The sequence below is a fragment of the Rhizobium johnstonii 3841 genome (assembly GCF_000009265.1).
Classification (GTDB): domain Bacteria; phylum Pseudomonadota; class Alphaproteobacteria; order Rhizobiales; family Rhizobiaceae; genus Rhizobium; species Rhizobium acaciae.
In genome coordinates this window covers 4,615,531-4,640,773 of the sequence record NC_008380.1, presented here as the reverse complement: position 1 = coordinate 4,640,773, position 25,243 = coordinate 4,615,531, and the positions used below count along the sequence as shown (strand labels likewise).

Annotated in this window: 26 protein-coding genes and 1 tRNA gene; 10 read left to right on the top strand and 17 right to left on the bottom strand. The window is 61.1% G+C overall.

Annotation, left to right across the window (positions count from 1 at the left end):
* Nucleotides 1–291 (top strand): BON domain-containing protein, encoded by a 291-nt coding sequence (locus tag RL_RS22545; protein ID WP_011653752.1) that lies wholly within the window; start codon nucleotides 1–3, stop codon nucleotides 289–291.
* A gap of 74 nt (nucleotides 292–365) precedes the next feature.
* Here the strand turns inward: RL_RS22545 and RL_RS40240 are convergent, their stop codons facing one another.
* Together RL_RS40240 and RL_RS37820 are read right to left on the bottom strand one after the other, a co-directional pair.
* On the bottom strand, nucleotides 366–518 hold the full coding sequence (locus RL_RS40240; protein ID WP_165422420.1) for a hypothetical protein: 153 nt from the start codon (nucleotides 516–518) through the stop codon (nucleotides 366–368).
* Between the two features lie 119 nt (nucleotides 519–637).
* On the bottom strand, nucleotides 638–880 hold the full coding sequence (locus RL_RS37820; RefSeq protein ID WP_086935569.1) for a hypothetical protein: 243 nt from the start codon (nucleotides 878–880) through the stop codon (nucleotides 638–640).
* Nucleotides 881–1,027: 147 nt separating this feature from the next.
* Here RL_RS37820 and RL_RS22535 point away from each other — a divergent pair, with 147 nt between their 5' ends.
* A complete protein-coding gene (locus RL_RS22535; RefSeq protein WP_041936486.1) occupies nucleotides 1,028–1,546 on the top strand; it encodes a DUF2937 family protein in 519 nt (172 codons plus the stop codon).
* A 157-nt stretch (nucleotides 1,547–1,703) separates the two neighbouring features.
* On the opposite strand, the gene eat is transcribed toward RL_RS22535, so the two are convergent.
* From eat to RL_RS22510, 5 genes are all read right to left on the bottom strand, one after another.
* Nucleotides 1,704–3,068, bottom strand: coding sequence for an ethanolamine permease (gene eat, locus RL_RS22530; protein WP_011653749.1), 1,365 nt, complete (start codon nucleotides 3,066–3,068; stop codon nucleotides 1,704–1,706).
* 31 nt (nucleotides 3,069–3,099) lie between these two features.
* Nucleotides 3,100–3,846 carry an ethanolamine ammonia-lyase subunit EutC gene (gene eutC / locus RL_RS22525; protein ID WP_011653748.1) on the bottom strand — a complete coding sequence of 249 codons (747 nt, stop codon included), beginning with the start codon at nucleotides 3,844–3,846 and terminating at the stop codon, nucleotides 3,100–3,102.
* Nucleotides 3,843–5,291 carry an ethanolamine ammonia-lyase subunit EutB gene (locus RL_RS22520; protein WP_041936485.1) on the bottom strand — a complete coding sequence of 483 codons (1,449 nt, stop codon included), beginning with the start codon at nucleotides 5,289–5,291 and terminating at the stop codon, nucleotides 3,843–3,845. Before RL_RS22520 ends, eutC begins: the two co-directional genes overlap by 4 nt.
* Nucleotides 5,292–5,875: 584 nt before the next feature.
* Nucleotides 5,876–5,952 (bottom strand) — tRNA-Arg (locus tag RL_RS22515).
* Between the two features lie 54 nt (nucleotides 5,953–6,006).
* The gene (locus RL_RS22510) at nucleotides 6,007–7,170 is read right to left on the bottom strand and encodes a M20 aminoacylase family protein (RefSeq protein ID WP_011653746.1); all 1,164 of its coding nucleotides are present in this window, start codon (nucleotides 7,168–7,170) and stop codon (nucleotides 6,007–6,009) included.
* 156 nt (nucleotides 7,171–7,326) lie between these two features.
* Between RL_RS22510 and RL_RS22505 the strand changes: the two genes are divergently transcribed.
* Both RL_RS22505 and RL_RS22500 read left to right on the top strand, forming a co-directional pair.
* The gene (locus RL_RS22505) at nucleotides 7,327–8,460 is read left to right on the top strand and encodes a D-alanyl-D-alanine carboxypeptidase family protein (RefSeq protein WP_011653745.1); all 1,134 of its coding nucleotides are present in this window, start codon (nucleotides 7,327–7,329) and stop codon (nucleotides 8,458–8,460) included.
* Between the two features lie 19 nt (nucleotides 8,461–8,479).
* Complete coding sequence (locus tag RL_RS22500; protein ID WP_011653744.1) at nucleotides 8,480–9,661, top strand: CobW family GTP-binding protein; 1,182 nt, start codon at nucleotides 8,480–8,482, stop codon at nucleotides 9,659–9,661.
* Between the two features lie 31 nt (nucleotides 9,662–9,692).
* Here the strand turns inward: RL_RS22500 and RL_RS22495 are convergent, their stop codons facing one another.
* The 9 genes from RL_RS22495 to RL_RS40235 all read right to left on the bottom strand — a co-directional run bounded on the left by RL_RS22495 (nucleotide 9,693) and on the right by RL_RS40235 (nucleotide 17,790).
* Entirely contained in the window at nucleotides 9,693–10,466 is a 774-nt protein-coding gene (locus tag RL_RS22495) for a FadR/GntR family transcriptional regulator (RefSeq protein ID WP_011653743.1), read from the bottom strand.
* A gap of 9 nt (nucleotides 10,467–10,475) precedes the next feature.
* On the bottom strand, nucleotides 10,476–11,756 hold the full coding sequence (locus tag RL_RS22490) for a TRAP transporter large permease (RefSeq protein ID WP_011653742.1): 1,281 nt from the start codon (nucleotides 11,754–11,756) through the stop codon (nucleotides 10,476–10,478).
* Nucleotides 11,757–11,760: 4 nt separating this feature from the next.
* On the bottom strand, nucleotides 11,761–12,339 hold the full coding sequence (locus RL_RS22485; protein WP_011653741.1) for a TRAP transporter small permease: 579 nt from the start codon (nucleotides 12,337–12,339) through the stop codon (nucleotides 11,761–11,763).
* Nucleotides 12,340–12,486: 147 nt separating this feature from the next.
* Entirely contained in the window at nucleotides 12,487–13,464 is a 978-nt protein-coding gene (locus RL_RS22480; RefSeq protein ID WP_011653740.1) for a TRAP transporter substrate-binding protein, read from the bottom strand.
* Nucleotides 13,465–13,986: 522 nt separating this feature from the next.
* The gene (locus tag RL_RS22475) at nucleotides 13,987–14,211 is read right to left on the bottom strand and encodes a sulfurtransferase TusA family protein (RefSeq protein ID WP_011653739.1); all 225 of its coding nucleotides are present in this window, start codon (nucleotides 14,209–14,211) and stop codon (nucleotides 13,987–13,989) included.
* Nucleotides 14,212–14,216: 5 nt separating this feature from the next.
* Nucleotides 14,217–15,443, bottom strand: coding sequence for a L,D-transpeptidase family protein (locus RL_RS22470; protein ID WP_028743982.1), 1,227 nt, complete (start codon nucleotides 15,441–15,443; stop codon nucleotides 14,217–14,219).
* 195 nt (nucleotides 15,444–15,638) lie between these two features.
* A complete protein-coding gene (locus tag RL_RS22465) occupies nucleotides 15,639–16,592 on the bottom strand; it encodes an acetyl-CoA carboxylase carboxyltransferase subunit alpha (RefSeq protein WP_011653737.1) in 954 nt (317 codons plus the stop codon).
* 62 nt (nucleotides 16,593–16,654) lie between these two features.
* Entirely contained in the window at nucleotides 16,655–17,608 is a 954-nt protein-coding gene (gene xerD, locus RL_RS22460; RefSeq protein ID WP_011653736.1) for a site-specific tyrosine recombinase XerD, read from the bottom strand.
* Between the two features lie 5 nt (nucleotides 17,609–17,613).
* Nucleotides 17,614–17,790, bottom strand: a complete 177-nt coding sequence (locus RL_RS40235) for a hypothetical protein (protein WP_003543363.1) — start codon at nucleotides 17,788–17,790, stop codon at nucleotides 17,614–17,616.
* A 148-nt stretch (nucleotides 17,791–17,938) separates the two neighbouring features.
* Here RL_RS40235 and RL_RS22450 point away from each other — a divergent pair, with 148 nt between their 5' ends.
* The 3 genes from RL_RS22450 to RL_RS22440 are packed head-to-tail and all read left to right on the top strand — an operon-like array spanning nucleotide 17,939 to nucleotide 20,966.
* Entirely contained in the window at nucleotides 17,939–18,529 is a 591-nt protein-coding gene (locus tag RL_RS22450; RefSeq protein ID WP_041936484.1) for a shikimate kinase, read from the top strand.
* Complete coding sequence (gene aroB / locus RL_RS22445; protein ID WP_011653734.1) at nucleotides 18,526–19,656, top strand: 3-dehydroquinate synthase; 1,131 nt, start codon at nucleotides 18,526–18,528, stop codon at nucleotides 19,654–19,656. Before RL_RS22450 ends, aroB begins: the two co-directional genes overlap by 4 nt.
* Nucleotides 19,656–20,966 (top strand): HlyC/CorC family transporter, encoded by a 1,311-nt coding sequence (locus RL_RS22440; RefSeq protein WP_011653733.1) that lies wholly within the window; start codon nucleotides 19,656–19,658, stop codon nucleotides 20,964–20,966. Before aroB ends, RL_RS22440 begins: the two co-directional genes overlap by 1 nt.
* Before the next feature lie 48 nt (nucleotides 20,967–21,014).
* Here the strand turns inward: RL_RS22440 and RL_RS22435 are convergent, their stop codons facing one another.
* Nucleotides 21,015–21,299, bottom strand: a complete 285-nt coding sequence (locus RL_RS22435; RefSeq protein ID WP_017989567.1) for a BolA family protein — start codon at nucleotides 21,297–21,299, stop codon at nucleotides 21,015–21,017.
* Between the two features lie 102 nt (nucleotides 21,300–21,401).
* Between RL_RS22435 and RL_RS22430 the strand changes: the two genes are divergently transcribed.
* The 3 genes from RL_RS22430 (at nucleotide 21,402) to cobT (ending at nucleotide 25,236) form a co-directional block, all read left to right on the top strand.
* Nucleotides 21,402–22,019, top strand: a complete 618-nt coding sequence (locus tag RL_RS22430; RefSeq protein ID WP_011653732.1) for a J domain-containing protein — start codon at nucleotides 21,402–21,404, stop codon at nucleotides 22,017–22,019.
* A gap of 310 nt (nucleotides 22,020–22,329) precedes the next feature.
* A complete protein-coding gene (gene cobS / locus RL_RS22425) occupies nucleotides 22,330–23,322 on the top strand; it encodes a cobaltochelatase subunit CobS (RefSeq protein ID WP_011653731.1) in 993 nt (330 codons plus the stop codon).
* A 12-nt stretch (nucleotides 23,323–23,334) separates the two neighbouring features.
* Nucleotides 23,335–25,236 (top strand): cobaltochelatase subunit CobT, encoded by a 1,902-nt coding sequence (gene cobT / locus RL_RS22420; protein ID WP_011653730.1) that lies wholly within the window; start codon nucleotides 23,335–23,337, stop codon nucleotides 25,234–25,236.
* Nucleotides 25,237–25,243: the final 7 nt, after the last annotated feature.

Genomic DNA, 25,243 nt, shown 5'->3' with positions numbered 1-25,243 from the left:
ATGGTTTTCAAGGAGCAGACATTTCACGGGCTCGAACCCGAGATGGAAATAGAGATCGCCAATCGCGCATCGGTCGAGGCGGCTGTCGCCAATGCGCTGGCGATTGCCGGCGGCATCGATGCGTCCGATGTCGAGGTGACGATGGAACACGATCAGATCGTGCTGAGCGGCACCGTTGCCACGGTGGGCGAAATCGAGCGGGCAACCGCGGTCGCCAAGGCGGTCGAGGGCGTGCATGCGGTGCAGAACCGGATCCTGCTTGGCGGATCTTCGCTCGACGGCACACATTAAGCAACGGCTGGCCGCTGCGCCCGGGTCCCTCCCGGGCGATGTCTATTTCCCCATCGTCGCCTACAAGCCGCCGATCAACCGGCGAAGCGTTCGACGAGGAAGGACGAGCCGGCCAGACGATCCGTCTTCTGCGCGGCGCCCGACCCCTGCGGCTGGTAGGCGACGGCGAGCAGCAGAACACTGACGGCGACATAGGCGATTGCCAAAAGAGTCATCTTGATACGCATGATGAATACTCCTGTTTCGCGATAAACGCAGCTGATATGGCGAAGTTCCTCATCGGCGAGATCAGAAAGGAAAAGCCCGGCCGGGGAGGATCGGCCGGGCTTTTCCTGCATGGATTGCCTTATCGGCAGATTCGGGTTTCCTTGACGATCGTGTGACCGTGACGGCGGATTTTTTCGGTCTTGGTGAAGCAATCCTGGGAGACGTGGCGTGGCCTCATATGATGACGGTAATAGGGCCGTTCGGCATGACGGTAAGTAGGACGCGCGTCATCCGTGGTAATGGTCACACTTGCCGCCTGGGACGGCATTGCGGAAAAGATGGACGCAGCAGCGAGCGTGCAGGCAAGGATAATTTGTTTCATGACGAGCCTCTCTTTCTGAGTTGGTCACGGCATCAACTCGCCGGAAGCGCCGTCGGTTCAATCACATAGAGTTACCGATTGTGTCGACGGCAGAAACCTTTGACGCGCCGGATCGTTAGCGCAAGGGGATAGCCGGAGGCATTGTTCATGGGACCGATTGCAAGGATCATCACCATCGTCGCCGGGCTTGCCGGCGGCACGGTCTTTTCGCAGGCGCCGGAATTTGCGCAGCAATACCGCCAGCGGATCGGCGGGGCGATCGACGAATTGCGCGTCATCGTCGAGGATTTCAATGCCCAGGCGGCCGCGCACCATCTCGATCGCCAACAGGCGCTGAGCGCCTATGCCCAATCATCCGACGATTTCCTGCGCGACCGCGGCGTCTCGATGCAGAGCACGATCTCGCGCTACGAAACGCTGCTGTCGCAGCAGCTCCACCTCGGCACCGCCGCACCCGTCGCCAAGCCCTTTGTTCTGCTGGGGAATGCCGATGACGTCGTTTTCGCCAATACCTGGCGCGACTTCGTACCCGGCGTGCCCGTCAGCTTTGCCGGTCTCGTCTGGGGCGCGATTGGATTTCTCGGAGGTTGGGTCGTGGCGGCGTTGCTGGGATTGGGGGCGCGGCGGGTCACAAGGACGCGGCGAGTCCATCGTCAGGTGCGGTGAACCAATCGGTGGCGAACGTGGCACTGGCCCTGGAACGTAATGATATCAGCTAAGCTTTGCGCTGAAATGACCCCCGCCAAACTTCGGCGGGGGGCATCGATATTGATCGGAACCGGTTCGTCCGGTTGCCTCCCGGTGATCGGGCCAGAGAGCCTTGTTACGTGGACGCTGCCGCTTCCTTGGCGATGCCACCTGACAGCAAACGCCAAATGCCGAATGCCACCACGCCCATCGCGAGGAAGATCACAAAGATCAGGAAGTTGTAGTAGATCATCGCTGCCAGCGCGACGAGGGCGAGTCCGAGGGCAATGGCTGGCACCACGGGATACCCCCAGGCCCTGAAGGGTCGGGCGAGTTCAGGTTCGGCGCGACGCAGCTTAAACAGCGATGCCATCGAGACGATGTACATGATGATCGCGCCGAACACCGACATGGTGACAATATTGGCGGTCAGCGGCAGACCGCCAATCTGGATCAGGCTGTCAGAAAAGATGGCTGCGATGCCGACGGCGCCACCTGCAAGGACTGCGAGATAAGGCGTGCGGAATTTCGGATGGATTTTTGCAAGGACTTCAGGGAGGTAGCCTGCGCGGCCCAGCGCAAAAATCTGCCTGGAATAGCCCATGATGATGCCGTGAAAGGAAGCAATCAGGCCGAAGAGGCCGATCCAGACCAGCATATGCAGCCAACCGGAGGATTCGCCCACGACCGCCTTCATCGCCTGCGGTAGCGGATCGTTGATGTTGGACAGCGTACGCCAGTCGCCGACGCCACCGGCGAAGATCATGGTGCCGAAGGCGAGGAAGACGAGTGTCAGAATACCCGCAATATAGGCAATGGGAACGGTGCGGGTGGGGTTCTTGGTCTCCTCAGCCGCCATCGCCGCGCCTTCGATCGCCAGGAAAAACCAGATGGCAAATGGAATGGCGGCAAAGATGCCTCCAATGGCACCGACCGAGAATTCAGGGGCGCCAGCCCAGCCATTGGCCGCGAAATTGGCAAAAGAGAAGCCCGGCGCGACGACACCCATAAAGATCAGCAATTCGGCAATCGCCAGAACGGTGATAAAGAGTTCGAAGGTTGCCGCGATCGTGACTCCGACAATATTGAGCGCCATGAAAATGATATAGGCGCCGACGGCCGCCATTTTCGGATCAAGCCCCGGGAACTGCACATTGAGATAGGCGCCGATGGCAAGCGCGATGGCCGGAGGGGCGAAGACGAATTCAACCAATGTCGCAAAGCCCGCAACGAAGCCGCCGAGCGGGCCGAAAGCCCTGAGCGCATAGGCAAAAGGGCCGCCGGCATGCGGAATGGCCGTCGTCAATTCCGTGAAGGAAAAGATAAAGGTGGTGTACATGACGGCGATCAGGATCGTGGTGATCAAGAAGCCGAGTGTCCCAGCGGCCGCCCAGCCATAGCTCCAGCCGAAATATTCGCCCGAGATGACGAGGCCGACTGCAAGTCCCCATAAATGCAGCCCGGTCAGGCTCTTGGCGAGCGTCGGTTGAGAATTTGACATGATTGTTCCCCTTTTTTTTGTAGATTGAACTTTATGATTCTTGGTGTGGCAGCGCTTCTATGGCGCCTTCGGCATTTTCCTTGAGATCGACACCGGTCAGTTGCAAGCGAAGCGCCTCCCGGACGATCCAAACGATCTTGTCGGCTGCGACCTCGTAGCCGAGCCCGTCGGCATGAATATTGGAAATACAATTGCGCTCGCTGTCACGCCGTCCCGATTGCGGTCGGAACGTGATGTAGGTGCCGAGACTGTCAGGCACGCTTAGTCCCGGCCTCTCGCCGATCAGCACGATGGCAACTTCCGCACCGAACGCTGCCGCTGCCTCATCACCAAATGCCACCCGCGCCTGCTCGCCCAATATCACCGGGGCGACGCTGAAGTCGCCAAGACGCTTCATGCATGCCTTAAACAGCGGCACCGCGTGGTGCTCGACCGCCGAGGCCGAAAGTCCGTCTGCGATGATGAAGGCGATATCATAACGATCGCCTGAGCTCGGGAGATCGGCTGTGTTGGTCTGACGGCCGAGATCCGGGCGCGCCAGATAGATCGTACGGTCTTTGGCGCGAGACCGGATCCGGACCGTCGGCACGGGAGCAAGCTGTTTGGCAAGGGCGACAAAATCCACTTGACCATGCACGGCATCCCGCGCCCGGGCATGGGCGAGCTGGAAGTCGAGGATTGCCGATGTCGGCAACGCGTCGCCCGCTCTGCCAAGCCCAATTCGGGCGCGTGTGGCGTTGCGGAACCGCGCAAACGGATCTCGTTCGAAGGGACTCATGCCGATGCCCTGTAGCTCAAGAGATTGCGAGAAAAAGCGCCCGAGGCGCTGGCAGGCGCAAGACGACCCGTGTGATCAAGCATGCCCATGCGGTGGAGCCAGGCTTCGAACTCCGGGGCGGGCGGACGATTGAACTGGTGCCTGAGGCCGACAATATCGTGGTAGGAAAGGCTCTGATAATTGAGCATGACGTCATCGGCGCCGGGCACCGCGATGAGGAAGCTGACGCCCGCGACAGTCAGCAACACCATCAGATTATCCATATCGTCCTGGTCCGCTTCGGCGTGGTTCGTGTAGCAGACGTCGACCCCCATCGGCACGCCAAGCACTTTGCCGCAGAAATGATCTTCGAGCCCGGCGCGGATAATTTGCTTGGCGTCGAAAAGATATTCGGGGCCAATGAAGCCGACCACTGTATTGACAAGCAACGGATTGAGTTCACGTGCAACGGCGTAGGCCCGGGTCTCAATCGTCTGTTCGTCGACACCATGATGGGCGTCGGCCGAGAGGGCGCTGCCCTGGCCGGTCTCCAGATACATGACATTGTTTCCGACCGTGCCGCGCTTCATGGAAAGGGCTGCCTGCTGGCCTTCCCTGAGGACGGCGAGATCGACGCCGAAACCCTTGTTGGCAGCCTCCGAGCCGGCGATTGACTGGAACACCAGATCGAGCGGCGCTCCAGCCTCAATCGCCTTGATTGACGTGGTGACATGGGTCAACACGCAGGATTGGGTCGGGATCTCGAACCGTTCGCGCAGCCGGTCGAAAAGAACCATCAATCTTGTGCAGGCCTCAAGATTGTCGGTCGCCGGGTTGATGCCGATCACCGCATCGCCGATCCCATAGAGAAGTCCGTCGAGCGTCGAGCCGGCAACACCTTCAGGATCATCGGTGGGATGATTGGGCTGAAGACGGCTCGACAGTCGGCCGGGCAGACCGATCGTGGAACGAAAGGCAGTGACCACCCTGCATTTACCGGCGACAGTGATCAGATCATGGTTGCGCATGATCTTGGAGACCGCCGCGACCATTTCGGGGGTGAGGCCTGGTGCAATGGCAAGCAGTTTTTCGGAGGTCGCGTCATAAGAGAGAAGCCAATCGCGAAACTCACCGACCGTCATATGAGATACCGACGCGAATGCCATCCAATCATGGCGGTCGACGATCAGCCGACTAACCTCGTCGATCTCGTATGGGATGACGAGATCCTCCAGGAAAGTTTTGAGAGGCATATCCGCGAGCAGGTAGCGGGCGGCCACCCGCCGCTCGTTGCTTGACGCCGCGATCCCGGCCAGCACGTCACCGGATTTCAGCGGCGAAGCGCAAGCCAATACCGATTTCAGATCCTGAAAGACATGGCGTTCGCGTCCTAGAACGATCGAATAGGTTGTCATCTGCTCCTGGCCGTCGACCGGCCTACTCCAAATGTCCGAGAACTCATCCACCTTCCGGTTGTGAGAATTCGTGGGCTTCCGCCGAATATGCTCGGCTCTACGCCAAGCTACGCAAGAAGCGTGCCATTCTTTATGGGCTGGGATGGCGAGGCAGCGGTGCGAAAGACTTCGCATGGCTGGGACCATGACGACTTCCGCGGCGCGCTCATCGCAGAGAACATTTTCAACTAGGGATCGATAATCAGCCGCAGTGGCCATATCCACTTTACGATGGCATGCTCCGATATGCGCGCATTTGCGTCGGGCGCGCATTGATCGCAAAAATATTCGTTGACTGTTTCCGATCTAGTGGTTCTGGCCGGAGTGCCTTTTCGGGAGGGCAGTCTGTGCGGAGACGCGATCGTCAACTTTGAGCGAACTGACCGCGGATCGATCCGATGTTGAAAAACTAGCCAGTTGAACGAATCCAATTGATCGCCAATTTCTTCGGCCCAAGAGCTCGGGTCGTGCGGCCTTAGCGCGACGCTCGGCCTCGCTACTAACAGTCAAGGCCGGTTTCTCATGACATCGTTATTACGTTCTTGCATGTCTGCAGGAACGTAGGTTCTGTCGAGGGAGATAAGCATCTGATTGACTGGTGATCCCGGCGCGATTCGAACGCGCGACCCCCAGATTAGGAATCTGGTGCTCTATCCTGCTGAGCTACGGGACCACTTGCACGCCATGCATACAAAAGGCTTGGCGCGAAGCCAAGCCTTAATTGTTGCTAGAGGCCGAGGCGTTGTTCGGCAAGGCGGACCCAATAGGAGATGCCGTGGGCGATGGCTTCGTCGTTGAAGTCGTAGGCCGGGTTGTGGAGGCCGGCGCTGTCGCCGTTGCCGATGAAGATGAAGGCGCCGGGGCGGGCGTTCAGCATGTAGGAGAAATCCTCGCCGCCCATCATCGGATCGATCTCGGCGTTGACGTTGCCTTCGCCGGCGATGGCGCTGGCGGTGGCGATTGCATGCTCGGTCTCATCCGGGTGGTTGACGGTGACGGGATAGTTGCGGTGGAAGCTGATTTCGGCCTCGGCGCCGTGGGCCGCGACCAGGCCCTCGATAATCTGCCGGAACCGGGTTTCGGCGAGCGTGCGCACCTCGGGGTCGAGGGTGCGGACCGTACCGGCGAAGGTCGCATCGTTCGGAATGACGTTATGGGCGAAACCGGCATTGAACTTGGTCACCGAGACGACCACCGAGCGCAGCGGATCGGCGGTGCGCGAGGCGATCATCTGCAGATTGGCGATGATCTGGGCGCCGATGGCGATCGGGTCGATCGTCTTATGCGGCTGGGCAGCGTGGCCGCCGCGGCCCTTGACGGTGACGGTGAATTCGTCGGTCGCCGCCATGATGGCGCCCTTGCGGGTGGCGAACTGGCCGACCGGGAGGCCTGGCAGATTGTGCATGCCGTAGACCTCTTCGATATCGAAGCGCTCCATCATGCCGTCCTTGACCATCAGATTGCCGCCGCCGCCGCCTTCTTCGGCGGGCTGGAAGATGACGGCGACATTGCCGTTGAAGTTTCGGGTTTCGGCCAGGTATTTCGCGGCGCCGAGCAGCATGGCGGTGTGGCCGTCATGGCCGCAGGCATGCATCTTGCCCGGCGTCTTCGAAGCCCAGGGTTTGCCGGTGATTTCGGTGAGCGGCAGGGCGTCCATGTCGGCGCGCAGGCCGACTGTGCGGCGGCCTTCGCCCTTGCCCTTGATCAGGCCGACGACACCGGTGCGGCCGATACCGGTGACGATCTCGTCGATGCCGAATTCCTTGAGTTTTTCGGCGACGAAGGCGGCCGTGTTTTCCACCGCGAAGAGGAGTTCGGGCCGAGCGTGGATGTGGCGGCGCCATTCGGCGACCTCGTCCTGCAACTCCGCGGCTCTGTTCAAAATCGGCATATCGGCGTTCCTGTTATGAAATCTCGACAATCTTTCATCGCATCACAAGGGTGTGAGGCTGTGGAAATTACTTAGTCAATGACCTTTGCCATGTCATAGCCATATAGGCTAAATAGGGGAAGATTTCGAGATTTTCCTGTATCTGAAGGACGAACCGTGTCGACGAGCCACTTCCGTTTGTTTGCTGCCTTGCGGCCGCTTTCTTTCGTGTCAGCGGCGACGGCCGTTTTTCTGACCTCGGTTCCGCTGGCCCAGGCCAATCCGCACATTCTCGTCGATGTACAGACCGGCCGCGTGCTGGAGCATGAAGAGGCCTTCCGCAAATGGTATCCGGCCTCGCTGACCAAGCTGATGACCGTCTATACCGTGTTCGACGCGATCCGCGCCGGTCAGATCAGCCTCGATACGCCCGTCGTCATCAGCAAACGTGCCGCCGCGCAGCCGGCCGCCAAGATGTATTTCAAGCCGGGTCAGAAACTGACGCTCGACAGCGCATTGAAGATCCTGCTGGTCAAATCGGCCAATGATGTTGCGGTCGCGGTCGCCGAAGCCATCGGCGGCACGCAGGAAGGCTTCGTGACGCGGATGAACGGCGAGGCGCTGAAGCTCGGCATGACGGATTCGCACTTCGTCAATCCGAACGGCTTGCCCGGCAAGGGCCAGTATACGACGGCACGCGACCTTGCGGTGCTGACGGTGGCGCTGCGCCGCGATTTTCCGCAATATGCCGGCTATTTCTCGCTGGAAGGTTTCACCAACGGCCAGCAGAACGTGCCGAACCTCAACATGCTGATCGGCCGTTTTGCCGGCGCGGACGGCATGAAGACCGGCTTCATCTGCGCCTCGGGCTTCAACCAGATCGGTTCGGCGACGCGCAACGGCCGCACGCTGGTCTCCGTCGTGCTCGGCACCGACAGCCTTGCAGCCCGCGCCGATGCGACCGCGAACCTTTTGCAGAAGGGCTTTACCACCCAGCCTGCCAGCAACGACACGCTGGGTTCGCTGAGACCTTACGGGGTGGGACAGGACCAGGTGACCGACATCGGCGCCGATATCTGCAGCGCCAAGGGCGCCAAGGTGCGCAGCGAAACGCGCGACGAGGTCGGCCGCATGAAGGTGCTGTCACCCTATATCCAGCCGATGGACCACGATCCGCAATTCGTCTTTGCCGGCCTCATTCCGGGCCAGGATCCGCAGCCGGCAGCGCAGCCGGAGAAAATGGCGCGGGGCGATACCGCGGGAGCAATCGCCAACGTGCCGGTGCCGATGCCGCGCCCGACATCCTTTTAAGCTTTTAAGGTAAAATGACATGAGCGCGCTCAACGACAGGATTCCGGTCACCATCCTGACAGGCTTTCTCGGCGCCGGCAAATCGACGCTGCTCAACCGCATCCTCAAAGATCCTGTCATGAAGGATGCGGCCGTCATCATCAACGAATTCGGCGATGTCGGCATCGATCATCTTCTGGTCGAAAGTTCCGGCGATTCGATCATCGAGCTGTCCGATGGCTGCCTCTGCTGCACCGTGCGCGGCGAGCTTGTCGATACGCTGGCGAACCTGATGGACGCCGTGCAGACGGGCCGCGTCAAGCCGGTCAAGCGCGTCGTCATCGAGACGACCGGCCTTGCCGATCCTTCACCGGTCATGCAGGCGATCATGGGAAATCCCGTCATTGCCACGAATTTCGAGCTCGACGGCGTCGTCACCGTCGTGGACGCGGTTAATGGGCTGCAGACGCTCGACAATCACGAGGAAGCGCGCAAGCAGGCGGCGGTCGCCGACCGGCTGATCGTCTCGAAAAAATCGATGGCCGAGGCGACGGACGGGCTGGAAAAGCGGCTGCGGGCGCTCAATCCGCGTGCCGTGATGATGGATGCCGACAGCGCCGAGGCGGGCAGTGCCGCGGTGCTGGTCAACGGGCTCTACGATCCGGCGACGAAGATCGCCGATGTCGGCCGCTGGCTGCAGGACGAGGATGCACACGAGGCGCATCACAATCACGACCACGGTCGTGATGGACATCACGATCATGATCATGATGGCGATCACCACGGTCACCACCATCATGATCATCATGGCCACGCGCATCAGGATCCGCATGACGTCAATCGTCACGATGCCTCGATCCGCTCTTTCTCGATCATCGAGGAAAAGCCGATCGATCCGATGGCGCTCGAGATGTTCATCGATCTTCTGCGTTCGGCCCATGGCGAGAAGCTGTTGAGGATGAAGGCGATCGTGTCCGTTTCCGACCGGCCGGATCGGCCGCTGGTGCTGCATGGCGTGCAGAGCATTTTCCACCCGCCGGTGCGGCTTCCCGCCTGGCCGGGGGAAGACCGGCGCACGCGCATGGTGCTGATCACCCGGGATCTGCCGGAAGCCTTCGTGAAGGATCTCTTCGACGCCTTCCTCGGCAAGCCGCGCATCGACATGCCCGATCGTGTGGCGCTGTCGGACAATCCGCTCGCCATCCCCGGCATGCGGATTTAAACCGTTGATGTTTGTTGTTGCGCGATCTTCTTCAGGTCTTGCGTTTAAGGATACTTGAAAGCCACTTGGCCTGCTGGCCGCTGAGAAGGCTGCGATAGCGCTCCTGGCTTGCCGCCAGATGGGCGCGCATGGCGGCGCGGGCGGCTTCCGGGTCCCCGGCAGAAATCGCCTTCAAAATCGCCAAATGCTCGCGCTGCAGGCCTTCCTGATAGTCACGCGACAGCGTGCTATCCGTACCCCACGGCGAGGCGACGTCGCAGGGGATGGCCCGCATGCCAAGCGCATCGAGAACTTCGACATAATATGAATTATTGGTGGCAGCCGCGATTTCTCGGTGGAAAGCGAAGTCGCTCTTGCCGGTTGCTTCGCCGCGCTCGAGCAGCCGGTCGAATTCGAAGAATGCTTCCTGAATCTGCGCTTCCTGAGCCGCATTGCGCCGTAGCGCAGCAAGCCCTGCGCTCTCGATTTCCAGCCCCATGCGCACCTCGATGATGTTGAGTGCATGGGAAACCTTGTTGCCGACATCGGCGCTGATCGAACCGAAGGCAATCGTCGGATGGTTCTTGACGAAGACGCCGGCGCCTTGCCGCGCCTCGACGAGGCCGTCGGCGGCAAGGGTTGCAATCGCCTCACGGACAACGGTGCGGCTGACGCCGAAGAGTTCGCCCATCCGGGTCTCCGTCGGCAGCTTCTGGCCTGGCGCGTACACTCCGGACACGACCTGAGCGCGGATGGCCGAAACGACGCCTTCGGAGAGTTTCGGCTTTCGCTCGACCCTGAAATCTACGGCTGTGTCGGTCGCCATCTCGCACTCCTATTTGAACACGCTCGGCAGCCACAGCGAAATCGCCGGGATGTAAGTGACCAGCCCGAGCACCACGATGCCTGCACCGTAGAACGGCCAGATCGAGCGCATGGCCTCCCAGACAGAGATCTTGCCGACTGCACAAGCCACGAATTGCACCGCGCCGACAGGAGGCGTGTTCAACCCTATGCCGAAATTCAGGATCATGATCACGCCGAAATGCACCGGGTCGACACCGTAGGCCTGTGCAACCGGCAGGAAGATCGGCGTGCAGATAATGATGGTCGGCCCCATGTCCATAAAAGTGCCGAGCACAAGCATGAGGACATTGAGCAGGAGCAGCACCGTCAGCGGATCGTCGGCGACGCTCTTCATCCAGATTACCAGCGAGGCCGGCACCTTGAGGAAGGCCATCAACCAGGAGAAGGCGGCGGCCGTGCCGATAATCAAAAGCACCATTGCCGTCGTGCGCACGGCGCCTTGCGTGGCGTGAACGAAGTCTCTCCAACTCATCTGCCGGTAGACCAGGAGAGTTATCAGCAGCGCGTAGAGCACCGCGATGCAAGAGCTTTCCGTCGCAGTGAAGACGCCGGACCTCACCCCGCCGAAGATGATGGCGATCAGCAGCAACCCGGGCAGTGCGACGGCGAGCAAATGAGCCACCATGACAAAGCCCGGAAAGGGCTCGGTCGGATAGCCGCGCGAGCGCGCAACGATGTAAGCCGTCACCATGAGCGCGACCGCGAGCAATAGTCCGGGTAACACGCCGGCGGTGAACAGGTCGGCGATGGAGATCTTGCCGCCGGCAGAGATCGAATAGATGATCATGTTGTGGGAGGGCGGCAGGAGCAGCGCGATCAGCGCGGCCATCGACGTGACGTTCACCGCATAATCGGCGCCATAGCCGCGCTGCTTCATCTGCGGGATCATCAGGCCGCCGACGGCTGCGGCTTCTGCCACCGCCGAACCGGAGATGCCGCCGAACAGCGTGGCAGTGACGATGTTGACCTGGCCGAGGCCGCCGCGCACGTGGCCGACCAGTGATGCGGCGAAGGCGACGATGCGGCTGGCGATGCCGCCGCGCACCATCAGGTCGCCGGCGTAGATGAAAAAGGGGATGGCGAGGAGCGAAAATACACTCATGCCGGAATTCAGCCGCTGGAAGATGACCAGCGGCGGCAGGCCCATGTAGAGCACCGTGGCGAAGCTGGCGACGCCGAGGCAGAAGGCGATCGGCGTGCCTATCAGCATCAGGGTGGTGAAAACACCGAACAGGATCCAGAGTTCCATCGCGCTACACCTTCAATTTGACGTTCGGATCGGCATTGATGTTCTCGATCTCGACGGCGATTTCCGCCGGCAGAATCTCATCCAGCGCATCGTCGATCGGTTCTCCGGCGAGGCGGAGCACGATGCGCTCCAGCGAGAAGATAACGGCAAGCACCCCGCCGCCTGCGAGCGGCAGATAGTCGAACGCGCCGGAAATACCCAGCGACGGCAAGGTTGTGTTCCAGGTCAGGCTTATGAGCGCGCCGCCGTACCAGACCATGCCGGCGCCGAAGGCGAGAATGACGACGTCCGAGATCATGCGCAGGACGCGCTTGCCGGATTTCGGCAGCACATAAAGCAGCACGTCGAAACCAAGATGATTATTCTCCCGGATGCCGACGGCAGCGCCGAGGAAGATGAACCAGCTCATCAGCATGACCGAGCCCGGCTCCGTCCAACTCGGCGAATCATTCAGCACATAGCGGCAAAATACCTGCCAGGCGACAAAGACCGTCATCAGCACCAAGCCGGTGCCCGCGAGCCAAAGGGCGGCGTTGCTCAGGCGCGTCAGAAAATTGACGACGGGTGTCAGGTTGTTCGACATAGGGACCTCGTCGAATTTGGGCGCTCACTCTCCCTTGTCGGGAGGAAACGAGAAGATGTGCACGAAGCGGCGTGTGAACCGGGGTGGAGATAACTGTCCACCCCGATAACCGCCGCCGCTTTCCGCAAAAAGGAAGGCAGGCTAGGGCTATTGCACAGCCTTTACATCCTCGACCATCTTCTTCAGCACGTCGTCTTTCACGTGCTTTTCATAAACCGGGGCCATGGCGTCGATGAACCCCTGCTTGTCCGGCATGGTGATCTGAGCGCCGAGCTTTTCGACATTGGCGCGCGATTCAGCGACCTTGGCTGACCACAGCTCGCGCTGCTTGGCGACGCTGTCCTTGGCTGCCTGTTTGAAGACCGCCTGATCCTCCGGCGTCAGCTTGTCAAACGCCGCCTTGTTCATGACGAACACTTCCGGCAGGATCGTATGCTCATCCAGCGAGTAGTTCTTCGCCACTTCGGCGTGCTTGGCGGTGTCGTAGCTCGGGAAGTTGTTTTCCGCGCCGTCGATAACGCCCGTTTCGATCCCCGAATAGACTTCTCCATAGGGCATCGGCGTGGCATTGGCGCCGAGGGCGGCCACCATGTCGACGAAGATGTCGGACTGGATAACGCGGAACTTCAGACCTTTCATGTCGGTAACCGAATTGATCGGCTTCGTTTTGTTGTAAAACGAGCGCGCGCCGGCATCATAGTAGGCAAGCACCACGAGGCCGGCCGGTTCGAACGCCTTCTTGATCTGGTCGCCGATGGCGCCGTCCATGACCTTGTGCATGTGATCTTCCGAACGGAAGATATAGGGCAGAGCCGGAACGATCGATTCCTTCACAGTGCCGTTGAAGGGCGCCATCGACACACGATTCAACTCGATTACGCCGGAGCGCACCTGCTCGATCGTGTCTTTCTCCTCGCCGAGCTGGGCGGAATGATACACTTCGAGGGAATAGCGGCCCTGCGTGCGCTCCTTCAACAGCTCGCCGAAATATTTGACGCCCTCGACTGTCGGATAGCCGTCCGGATGTGTATCGGACGATTTCAGCACCGTTTGAGCGCTGGCCGCGCCGCTCATGAATGAAGCGGCAACCATAAGACCGGCCGCCAGTTTAACAAGGTTTTTCATGCTCTCCTCCCGTTTTGCATGACGATGAATTCTCAGAGTCGGTATCCCGGCTTTGCGACTTAGAGGAAGGTGCCTCTGCACGCTTCGCCTCCTTCCAGCGATATTTCCACGCTCGGGCACTGATGGTCGGCCCGAAAGGTTTGCACGAGTTGGACGAGCCTCATCGAGACATACCAACATGGCTCAGCGTACCCATCGGGTTCGATGGAGCAGCTGCTTACCTCTACACGCGAACACTGTCGCTCTTCTTGTGGAAACAGAAGACTTGGATCGATAGCCTCCTCTATTCTTGCCGTTCCTCCGACCGGCTCACTATGGCTAGAACCTGTAAAGTATAATGTCAACATACAAAAGCTGTGTAGTTGTATGATGAATTTTCGACGCCTCTTGGTCTCCGACCGACAGCTGCGGAAGCGCGAGCAGGCAAGGTTGGAGACGCGGGCGACAGCCTTATGGTGGAGGCGTGCGCTTCGTAATAACCCTCAGGCTCATTCAATTAGGTTCAGTTTTGCGCGACGCGCTTTAGCGCTTGCGGATCAGGAAGCGGTGGCCGCTTTCGGTCTTTTCCGTCTCGACCAGTTCGTGGCCGTCCTCATTGCAGAAATGCGGCATATCGATCACGGCGAGCGGATCGGTGGTGTCGACGCGAATGAGCGTGCCGCTCGCCATGGCGGCGAGCTTCTTGCGTGTCTTGATCACGGGAAATGGGCATTTCAGGCCGCGAAGATCGTAGAGAACGGGGTTCAAGCCGTTCAGTTCCTCGCCCAGAATTTCCAGAACGGCTTCTTCGTGGTGGCTTCTGCCGTTTCCTGCGGTTCGGGTGCCGCAAAGGCCAGCGGGTTCTGCATCGGCACCGGCACGACCGCAGGTGTCGCGGCAGCGACGGCCGTTGCCGGCGGCTGGGCAGGTGCTGCAGGCGTGGCGCCCGGCGCGGTCTTGGCGGCGAGGCCCTGCGCGGTGCGCTTGGCCATCAGTTCTTCGAGTTCGGCGACCTTGACCATGCGGCCGGCTTCCAGCGACGTGCCGGTCGGCGCGTAAGCAAGTTCGCGGCCCTTGCGCTGCTTGGCGACCACGGCCTTGCGCTCGGCTTCCGTGGGATCGTACCAGGCCATGCCGTCAAATTTGCTCATCGCCTTGGCATAGTCGGCATCGTAGGTCTTGCCGTAGGAGGCAAGGGCCGCCGTCAGTGCCGGCGGCGTCGACATAGCAGGGCACTTGCCGGCGGCATTGAAGGCGCCGCCGTCGGTTGCCTGCTGATTGAAGACGTATTTCTTCTCGCAGACGGCGACCTCAGGCGGGCGCTTCGTCACTTCGAAATTGTCGTAGCCGACCTTCAGCATCTTCCAGAAGTCGTAACTGCTGTCGAGGCGATGTTTGACCATGTTTTCCGCCGTCATGCGGAAGGGGAAAGCCTGCAGCTGCACCGTCGCCTGGCCGCCCTTGAAAGCGTCGCGGGCAAACGCGTAGATCTCCAGCACCTGCTGGTCGGTCATCGAATAGCAGCCGGAGGACGAGCAGGCGCCATGGATCATCAGATCGGAACCGGTGCGGCCGTTCGCCGCGTCGTAGCGGTTCGGGAAGCCGGTATTGATCGCCAGATAATATTTGGAATTGGGGTTCAGGTTGGCGCGCGTCAGTTCATAGAAACCTTCCGGCGCCTGCCGGTCGCCGGTCTTTACCTTCGGGCCGAGACGGCCGGACCAGGCGCAGATCTTGTAATCGGCGATCTTGTCGAAACGGTTGTCGGTCTTCGCCTTCCAGATCTCCATAGCACCTTCTTCCTTGAAGATGCGGATCATGATCGGCGAATTGCGGTCCATGCCCTTGGCGGACATCTGAGCGAGGATATGGCTGGGAAGCGGCTGCTCGACCTTGTTCTTGACCTTGGAAAGATCGACCTGCGCTGTTTCCAACGCGTCATTGCAGCCGGACAGAGCCAGCGCCATGAGGGAAATATAGGCAAAATGACGTATGCGCATCCCAACTAGCCCATAAAGATAATGCGACCCGGTCCGCCCATGGAGTCCGGCATCAAACGGAATCATAGGCGGCTTATACTTTATAAATCCTTACCAGCCTATGACGTGCCTGGAACATCCCCGCAAGCGCGAATGCTACAGATAACATCAATGTGGCCAAGGTTTGGCCCCAATCGGCGAAGAGCCGAATGTCCGCTAGAGATTGCGGCCCATGGCGAGGAATTTCTGGCGGCGGTCGTTGCGCAGCTGTTCGCCGGAGCGGGGTGCCATTTCGGCCAGAGCACTGGCGATCACGTCACCGGTTGCGGCAATCACGCTGTCGGGATCGCGATGCGCGCCGCCGAGCGGCTCGGAAATGATGCCGTCAATGACGCCGAGCGATTTCAGGTCCTCGGCGGTGATCTTCATGTTGGTCGCCGCTTCCCGGGCGCGGGTGGAATCGCGCCAGAGGATGGAGGCGGCCCCTTCCGGCGAGATGACGCTATAGATCGAATGCTCGAGCATGTAGACCTTGTTGCCGGTGGCGATGGCGATGGCGCCGCCCGAGCCGCCTTCGCCGATGACGACGGAAACGAGGGGAACCTTGACGCCGAGGCACATTTCCGTCGAGCGGGCGATCGCCTCGGCCTGGCCGCGCTCTTCGGCGCCGACGCCGGGATAGGCGCCTGCCGTATCCACCAGCGAAATCACCGGCAGGCCGAAACGATCGGCCATTTCAAGAATGCGGATTGCCTTGCGATAGCCTTCCGGGCGGGGGCTGCCGAAATTGTGCTTCAGGCGGCTCTTGGTATCGTTGCCCTTTTCCTGACCGATGACGGCGACGGGCTGGCCGCGGAAACGGGCAAGGCCCGCCTGGATCGCGGCATCCTCGGAAAATTTGCGGTCGCCGGCAAGCGGCGTGAATTCCTGGAACAGCGTCTTGGCGTAATCGACGAAATGCGGGCGCTGCGGATGGCGGGCGACCTGCGTCTTCTGCCAGGGATTGAGCTTGGAATAGATTTCGACAATCGCCTCACGGACGCGAACCTCCAGCCGGCCGATCTCATCGGTGGTGTCGATGCTCTCGTCTTCCGTGGCGAGCTTCTTCAGCTCGATAATCTTGCCTTCGAGGTCGGAGATCGGCTTTTCGAAGTCGAGATAATTGTGCATGAGGTGCGTTTCCGTTCCTTGTGCCCGGGGCGTTTTCCTGGCTCCGCCCCATGTCGCCGGTCCTATTCGTGCTTTTTCGCCTGTTTGGCAAGGGGGTGATGCGTCTGGACAAGCTGCTGCAGCCTCTCTTCGAGCACATGTGTGTAAATCTGCGTGGTCGAAATGTCCGAATGGCCGAGGAGTTCCTGCACGACGCGCAGATCGGCGCCGTTGGCAAGCAGGTGGCTGGCAAAGGCGTGGCGCATGACATGCGGCGAGATCAGCGACGGCGTCAGACCGGCGCGGATCGCAAGGTTCTTGAGGTCGCGGGCGAAAACCTGGCGCGGCAGGTATCCCTCCTTCGAGGCGGAAGGAAACAGCCAGGGGCTTTCCTGCGGTTCCTTCACGGCTGCATTTTCCACCGCCAGCAGGCGTCCGTAGGATTTCAGGGCTGATATCGCCGATTGCGACAGCGGCACCAGCCGCTCCTTGTTGCCCTTGCCGCGGATCATCAGGAAACGGCCTTCCTGATCGAGCACGCGGGCGGGAAGCGAGACGAGTTCGCTGACCCGCATTCCGGTGGCATAGAGCAGTTCCAGCAGCGCCAGCATGCGCAGGCGCTGCAACTGGCCCGGAGCCGGATCCTCGGCTTCGGCCTCCGCCCGCGAAAGCAGCCTGCCGACCTCTTCGACGCCCATCGTCTTCGGCAGCGGACGGCCCTTCTTCGGTGCGTCGAGAATGCCTGTGGGGTCGTCGGCCCTCAGTCCCTCGGCGTAGAGGAACTTGTAGAATTGCCGCATGGCGGCAAGCCGGCGCGCCTGGGACGAGGGTTTGAAGCCCTTTCGGGCGAGCGAGGAGAGATAGGCGGCGAGATCGGTGGAGGCGGCTTCGGTCAGCCGTATGCTGCGCTCCGTCAGGAAGGAGCGGACGTCGTCGAGATCGCGTTCATAGGATTGCAGCGTGTTGGCGGCAGCACCTCGCTCGGCGCTCATCATCTCCAGGAAGGATTCCACATGGACGCGGCCGAGATCCACCATGCCGGTCACTTCCTGGTCGTGTCGATCGCGCCCGTGGCGGGCGGATTGACCCGCTCGGACGGAATGCGGATCGTCACGTCGCGCGGCTCGGGCTCCACGAAGGTCACAAGCGCCAGCATCGCTCCGTAGACCGTCCCGGCGAGGATCGCGCAGACGAACAGGAAACGGAACAGGGTCGGCATCCAGCAACTCCTTCATGCTCTGCTTCTGTTATAAGAAGCCTATCTGCAAGTGCAAGAAGCGGTATTCAAGCCATGATTCCCTTGCCTGCGACTTGACGCTCCATCTGCATTTGTCGATACCGTTTGCAAACAAAGTGTGAATGGACCGATGAGTGAACAACTGCTGACCGTTGCTGAAAGCTTGAAAGACAGAGCTCGCGCCGCGCTCGGTTCACGCAATCTCATCCTTGTCGGCCTGATGGGCGCCGGCAAATCCTCTGTCGGGCGCATCGTCGCCAGCCAGCTCGCCATTCCCTTCATCGACAGCGATCTCGAGATCGAGCGGGTGTCGCGCATGACGATCGCCGAGCTTTTCGCCGCCTATGGCGAGCAAGAGTTCCGGGCGCTGGAAGCGCGGGTGATCAAGCGGCTGCTGAAGAGCGGGCCGCGTGTCGTCTCCACCGGCGGCGGCGCCTTCATCAACGACCGGACGCGCAAGCATATCAGGAAGGGCGGCCTTTCCGTCTGGCTGAAGGCCGATCTCGACGTGTTGTGGGACCGGGTCGCCAAGCGCGATACGCGACCGCTGCTCAAGACCGAAAATCCGAAGCAGACGCTCGAGGGACTGATGAATGCGCGTTATCCGATCTATGCGCAGGCCGATCTGACCGTGCTTTCGCGCGACGTCCGCAAGGAAATCATGGCCGACGAAGTCCTAAAGGCCTTGATCGAAGCTCAGAAGGAAAGTGCAGCGTCATGAATGCGATAACCTCCGCCTCCGCCATCCGAACGGTGCATGTGCCGCTCGGCGAGCGCGCCTACGACATCCTGATCGGGCCGGGGTTGATTGCGCGGGCCGGCGCCGAGATCGCCTCTCGCCTCAAGGGCCGCAAGGCGGCTGTTGTCACCGATGAAAATGTCGCGCCGCTCTATCTCAAAGCCCTTGTCGCAAGTCTGGATGAAGCAGGTATCGCCTCGGCCGAGGTCGTCCTGCCGGCCGGCGAGAAGACCAAGAGCTTCGAACATCTGATCACGGCCTGCGACAAGTTGCTTGAGGCGCGCGTCGAGCGCAACGATTACGTCATCGCGCTTGGTGGCGGCGTCATCGGCGATCTTTCCGGATTTGCGGCCGGCATCGTCCGTCGCGGCGTGCGCTTCGTGCAGGTACCGACCTCGCTGCTGTCTCAGGTCGATTCCTCCGTCGGCGGCAAGACCGGCATCAATTCCCGCCACGGCAAGAATCTGATCGGCGTCTTCCATCAGCCGGACCTGGTTCTGGCCGATACGGATGTGCTGAATTCGCTGAGCGAGCGCGAATTCCGCGCAGGTTACGCCGAGGTCGCCAAATACGGGCTGATCGACAAGCCGGATTTCTTCGCCTGGCTGGAAGCGAACTGGAAGTCGGTTTTTACCGGCGGCTCCGCGCGCATCGAGGCGATTGCCGCCAGCTGCCAGGCAAAGGCCGATGTCGTCGTTGCCGACGAGCGTGAGAATGGTCAGCGGGCGCTGCTCAATCTTGGCCATACATTCGGCCACGCGCTGGAAGCGGCGACCGCCTATGACAGTTCTCGCCTCGTGCATGGCGAGGGCGTTTCGATCGGCATGGTGCTGGCGTATGAATTCTCCGCACGAATGAACCTTGCAAGCCCGGACGATGCGCGGCGCGTCGAGCGGCATCTGAAGGAGGTCGGCCTGCCGACCCGCATGTCCGACATTCCGGGCGACCTGCCGCCGGCCGAAACGCTGATGGACGCGATCGCCCAGGACAAGAAGGTCAAGAGCGGCAAGCTCACTTTCATCCTGACGCGCGGCATCGGCCAGTCCTTCGTCGCCGACGACGTTCCGGCGTCCGAAGTGATCAGCTTTCTCCGGGAAAAACACGCCTGATGTCGGTCGAAGGCGCTCTGGCATTTCTTTCGACATACTGGCCGGAGATCCTTTCGATCACGGCGCTGGTGCTCATGTCCGCCTTCTTTTCCGGCTCCGAGACCGCGTTGACCGCCGTTTCGCGCAGCCGTGTCCATACGCTCGAAGTCAACGGCGACGAACGCGCCGGCCTCGTCCGGCAGCTGATCGAGCGGCGCGACCGGCTGATCGGCGCGCTGCTGATCGGCAACAATCTCGCCAATATCCTGTCCTCATCGATCGCCACCAGCCTCTTCCTCGGGCTGTTCGGCAGTTCCGGCGTGGCGCTGGCGACGCTTGCGATGACCGTCATTCTGGTCATCTTCGCCGAAGTGCTGCCGAAGAGCTGGGCGATTTCGGCGCCTGAGCGCTTCGCACTCGCCATCGCGCTGCCGGCCAAGCTCTTCGTCGCCGTCGTCGGCCCGGTTTCCTCCTTCGTCAATGCGATCGTGCGGCAGATTCTTTCGCTGTTCGGCATCAATCTCTCACGAGAGACATCGATGCTGACGGCGCATGAGGAGCTGCGCGGCGCCGTCGATCTGCTGCACCGCGAGGGATCGGTGGTGAAGGCCGACCGTGACCGCCTCGGCGGCGTACTCGATCTTAGCGAGCTCGAACTGTCCGACATCATGGTCCACCGCACCGCGATGCGGGCGATCAACGCCGACGATGCGCCGGAAGCGGTGGTGCGCGTCATCCTCGAAAGCCCCTATACGCGCATGCCGTTGTGGCGCGGCACGATCGACAACATCATCGGCGTCGTCCACGCCAAGGATCTGCTGCGGGCGCTCGCCGAACCGAACATGGAGCCGCAGAACCTCGATATCGTGAAGATCGCGCAGAAGCCGTGGTTCGTGCCCGACAGCACCAACCTCGAGGACCAGCTCAATGCCTTCCTGCGCCGCAAGCAGCATTTCGCCGTCGTCGTCGACGAATATGGCGAGGTGCAGGGCATCGTCACGCTGGAGGATATTCTCGAGGAAATCGTCGGCGACATTTCCGACGAACACGATATCGAAATACAGGGTGTGCGCCAGGAGGCCGATGGTTCCGTCGTCGTCGACGGCGGCGTGCCGATCCGCGACCTGAACCGGGCGCTCGACTGGAACCTGCCCGATGAGGAGGCGACGACGATCGCCGGCCTCGTCATCCACGAATCGATGACCATCCCGGAAGAGCGCCAGGCCTTCACTTTTTATGGCAAGCGTTTCGTCGTCATGAAGCGGGAGAAGAACCGCATCACCAAGCTGCGCATCCGCCCGGCCGGGGAAGACGGCGCAAAGCCAGCCTGATTCTGCTTGGATCTTAGGCGGCCAATGCCTATATGGGCTTGCGTGCCGCTACCAGCGGGTCGGTTCACCAGGTGCAGCCGGTTCGACGGCCAGCGCATGCAGGCCGGCATCGAGCTCCGGTTTCAACAGGTCGGTGATCGCCCGGTGACGCGCCAGCCGCGACATGCCGGCGAATTTTCCGGAAACGATCCTCACCCGCATATGGGTTTCGCCGGTGCCGGTGATATCAGGCTGGTGGCCGGCATGCAGATGGCTTTCGTCGATGACGCTCAGGCGGTCGGGCGCGAAGGCTTCGACAAGTTTTTCTTCGATGCGGGTTCGCAGGGTCATCATCCGGTCTTGCTGGTTCGCGAAAAGGGTTCCTACCAAGCCAGCAACATTCCCGTTTGTCAATTCTTGTTGTCGCTTCGCGACAGCCCCATAATTAGCGCCGTCATGAGACTTGATTCCAAATATTTCGATCGCATCCGAACACGCCGCAAACGCGAGCCAGAGACAGAGCAGGCGCCGCCTACCTGTCAGTGGGACGGGTGCGACAAGAAGGGGGCGCATCGCGCTCCCGTCGGCCGCAATGCGGAAGGCCAGTTCTTCTTGTTCTGCTTCGAGCACGTCAAGGAATACAACAAGGGCTACAATTATTTCTCCGGTCTTTCGGACGGCGAGATCGCGCGGTACCAGAAAGAGGCGATCACCGGCCACCGGCCGACATGGACCGTTGGCGTCAACAAGGCGGCGAAGGACAGTCCGTTGCATTCAGAGATCCGCTCCGGCGCCTATACGCGTGTTCGCGATCCCTTCGGCTTCGTCAAAGAAGGCGGCAAGGGCAGCGGACCGCGTTTTCCGCAGGCGCGCAAGCTGAAATCGCTTGAGACCAAGGCCTTCGAAACGATGGGTCTCGACGCCAATGCGACATCGGCGGAGATCAAGAGCCGCTACAAGGAACTGGTGAAGAAACACCATCCGGATGCCAATGGCGGCGACCGCGGCTCGGAGGAGCGTTTCCGCGCCGTCATCCAGGCCTATCAATTGTTGAAGCAGAACGGTTTTTGTTAATTCCCGTCCTTGCTCTTGGGCTTCAATCGGGTATGGTCCAAATCGGCTGAGGCCGCAGGCAAACGCGGCTCATATTTGTGCGTTTTCCCGACATCGCCTCCGCCGACCTTCCGGACGCGGCGTTTCTTGTCCGGGACTCTTTCAAGAATGCTCGCACGCGGTCATTATCCCGCCGAGGTTTCGTTTCAGTCCCGGAGAAGTATCGCCGACGTTCCGACCTGGACGGGCGCGGAATAAAAAACGCGGCGTCTGGGTTGCGACATGGCCTGAGACAGTATGGCCGGGTGGCGTCACCCGCCTTGGAGACATGATGAGCAAGATCGACCTGGATATATCAGAACTGCCCGATACCACCGTTTCGGTTCGCGAGGCCTTCGGCATCGATTCCGACATCCGCGTTCCCGCCTACAGCAAGGGCGACGCCTATGTGCCGGATCTCGATACCGACTACCTGTTCGACCGCGACACGACGCTCGCCATTCTCGCAGGTTTCGCCCATAACCGCCGCGTGATGATTTCCGGCTATCACGGCACGGGCAAGTCCTCGCATATCGAGCAGGTGGCGGCGCGCCTCAACTGGCCCTGCGTGCGCATCAACCTCGACAGCCATGTCAGCCGTATCGATCTCGTCGGCAAGGATGCGATCGTCGTCAAGGACGGGCTGCAGGTCACCGAATTCAAGGACGGCATCCTGCCCTGGGCCTATCAGCACAATGTTGCGCTCGTTTTCGACGAATATGATGCCGGCCGTCCCGATGTGATGTTCGTCATCCAGCGCGTGCTCGAATCCTCCGGCCGCCTGACACTGCTCGACCAGAGCCGCGTCATCCGGCCGCACCCGGCATTTCGCCTGTTTGCGACCGCAAATACGATCGGCCTCGGCGACACGACCGGCCTCTATCATGGCACGCAGCAGATCAACCAGGCACAGATGGACCGCTGGTCGATCGTCACCACGCTGAACTATCTGCCGCATGATCATGAAGTGAATATCGTCGCCGCCAAGGTGAAGAGCTTCGGCAAGGACAAGGGCGGCCGCGAGACCGTGTCGAAGATGGTGCGCGTCGCCGACCTGACCCGTGCGGCCTTCATGAACGGTGACCTCTCCACCGTCATGAGCCCGCGCACGGTCATCACCTGGGCCGAAAACGCCGAGATCTTCGGCGATCTCGCCTTCGCCTTCCGCGTCACATTCCTCAACAAGTGCGACGAGTTGGAGCGTCCGCTGGTCGCCGAGCACTATCAGCGGGCCTTCGGCGTCGAGCTGAAGGAGAGTGCCGCCAATATCGTTCTCGGGGCTTGAGACCGACCGATCATGGCAGCTCGCGGTGACAATTCGAAAGCAAAGCCCGGCGCGCCTGTCGACGTCGAGCCATTGCGCCGGGCGATAACCGGCTGCGTGCGCTCGATCGCCGGCGACGGTGATGTCGAGGTGACCTTCGCCAATGAACGGCCGGGGATGACCGGCGAACGCATCCGGTTGCCGGAACTTTCCAAGCGGCCGACGGCGCATGAGCTGGCGGTCACCCGCGGTCTCGGCGATTCGATGGCGTTGCGCCTTGCCTGCCATGACGAGAAGGTGCATGCGACGATGGCGCCGCAGGGCTCGGACGCCCGGGCGATCTTCGACGTGGTCGAGCAGGCGCGTGTCGAATCGATCGGCGCGCTGCGCATGGAGGGCATGGCGTCGAACCTGCGCTCCATGACGGACGAGAAATATTCCAAGGCGAATTTCACCGGCATCGAGCGTCAGGAAGACGCACCGGTCGGCGAAGCGGTTGCGATGATGGTGCGCGAGAAGCTGACCGGCCAGCGCCCGCCGGCCTCCGCCGGCAAGGTGCTCGACCTCTGGCGCGACTTTATCGAGGATAAGGCGGGGTCCGAACTCGACAACCTGTCAAGCGCGATCAACGACCAGCAGGCCTTCGCCAAGGTCATCCGCAACATGCTGTCGGCCATGGAAATGGCCGAGGAATACGGCGACGACGACAGCGATGCCGATAACGACGACCAGTCGGAGCAGGAAGACCAGTCGAGCGGCGACGAGCAGGACCAGGACGAGGTCGACGAGGACGCCGGCACGGATGCCGCCCCTGTCGAGGACAGCGAGGTCGCCGACGAGCAGATGGAGGACGGCGAGACCGAAGGCGCCGAAATCTCCGACGACGACATGATGGAAGAAGGTGAGGACGATTCGGAAACGCCGGGCGAGACCCGCCGTCCAAATACGCCTTTTGCCGATTTCAACGAGAAGGTCGATTATCACGTCTTTACCGAAGAGTTCGACGAGATCATCACCGCCGAGGAACTTTGCGACGCCGCCGAGCTGGAGCGCCTGCGCGCCTTCCTCGACAAGCAGCTGGCGCATCTGCAAGGGGCCGTCGGACGTCTCGCCAACCGGCTGCAGCGCCGCCTGATGGCGCAGCAGAACCGCTCCTGGGATTTCGACCTGGAAGAGGGTTATCTCGATCCGGCCCGGTTGCAGCGCATCATCATCGATCCGATGCAGGCGCTCTCCTTCAAGATGGAGCGCGACACCCAGTTCCGCGATACCGTCGTTACCCTGCTCATCGACAATTCCGGCTCGATGCGCGGCCGGCCGATCACGGTTGCCGCCACCTGCGCCGACATTCTCGCCCGCACGCTGGAGCGCTGCGGCGTCAAGGTCGAGATCCTGGGGTTCACCACCAAGGCCTGGAAGGGCGGGCAGGCGCGCGAGAACTGGCTTGCCGGCGGCAAGCCGCAGACGCCAGGCCGCCTCAACGACCTGCGTCATATCATCTACAAGTCGGCCGACGCGCCGTGGCGGCGCGCGCGTGCCAATCTCGGGCTGATGATGCGCGAGGGTCTGCTCAAGGAAAATATCGACGGCGAGGCGCTGATCTGGGCGCATAATCGCCTGCTCGCGCGCCGCGAGCAGCGCCGCATCCTGATGATGATCTCGGACGGCGCGCCAGTGGACGATTCGACGCTTTCGGTCAATCCGGGCAATTATCTGGAGCGGCACCTGCGCGCCGTCATCGAGCAGATCGAGACGCGCTCGCCTGTGGAATTGCTGGCGATCGGCATCGGTCACGACGTGACGCGCTACTATCGCCGCGCCGTGACGATCGTCGATGCGGACGAGCTTGCCGGTGCGATGACCGAGCAGCTTGCCTCGCTGTTCGAAGACCAATCTGCCCAGCCGCGCGGCGGCCGGCTACGCCGTGCCGGCTGACGCCGCT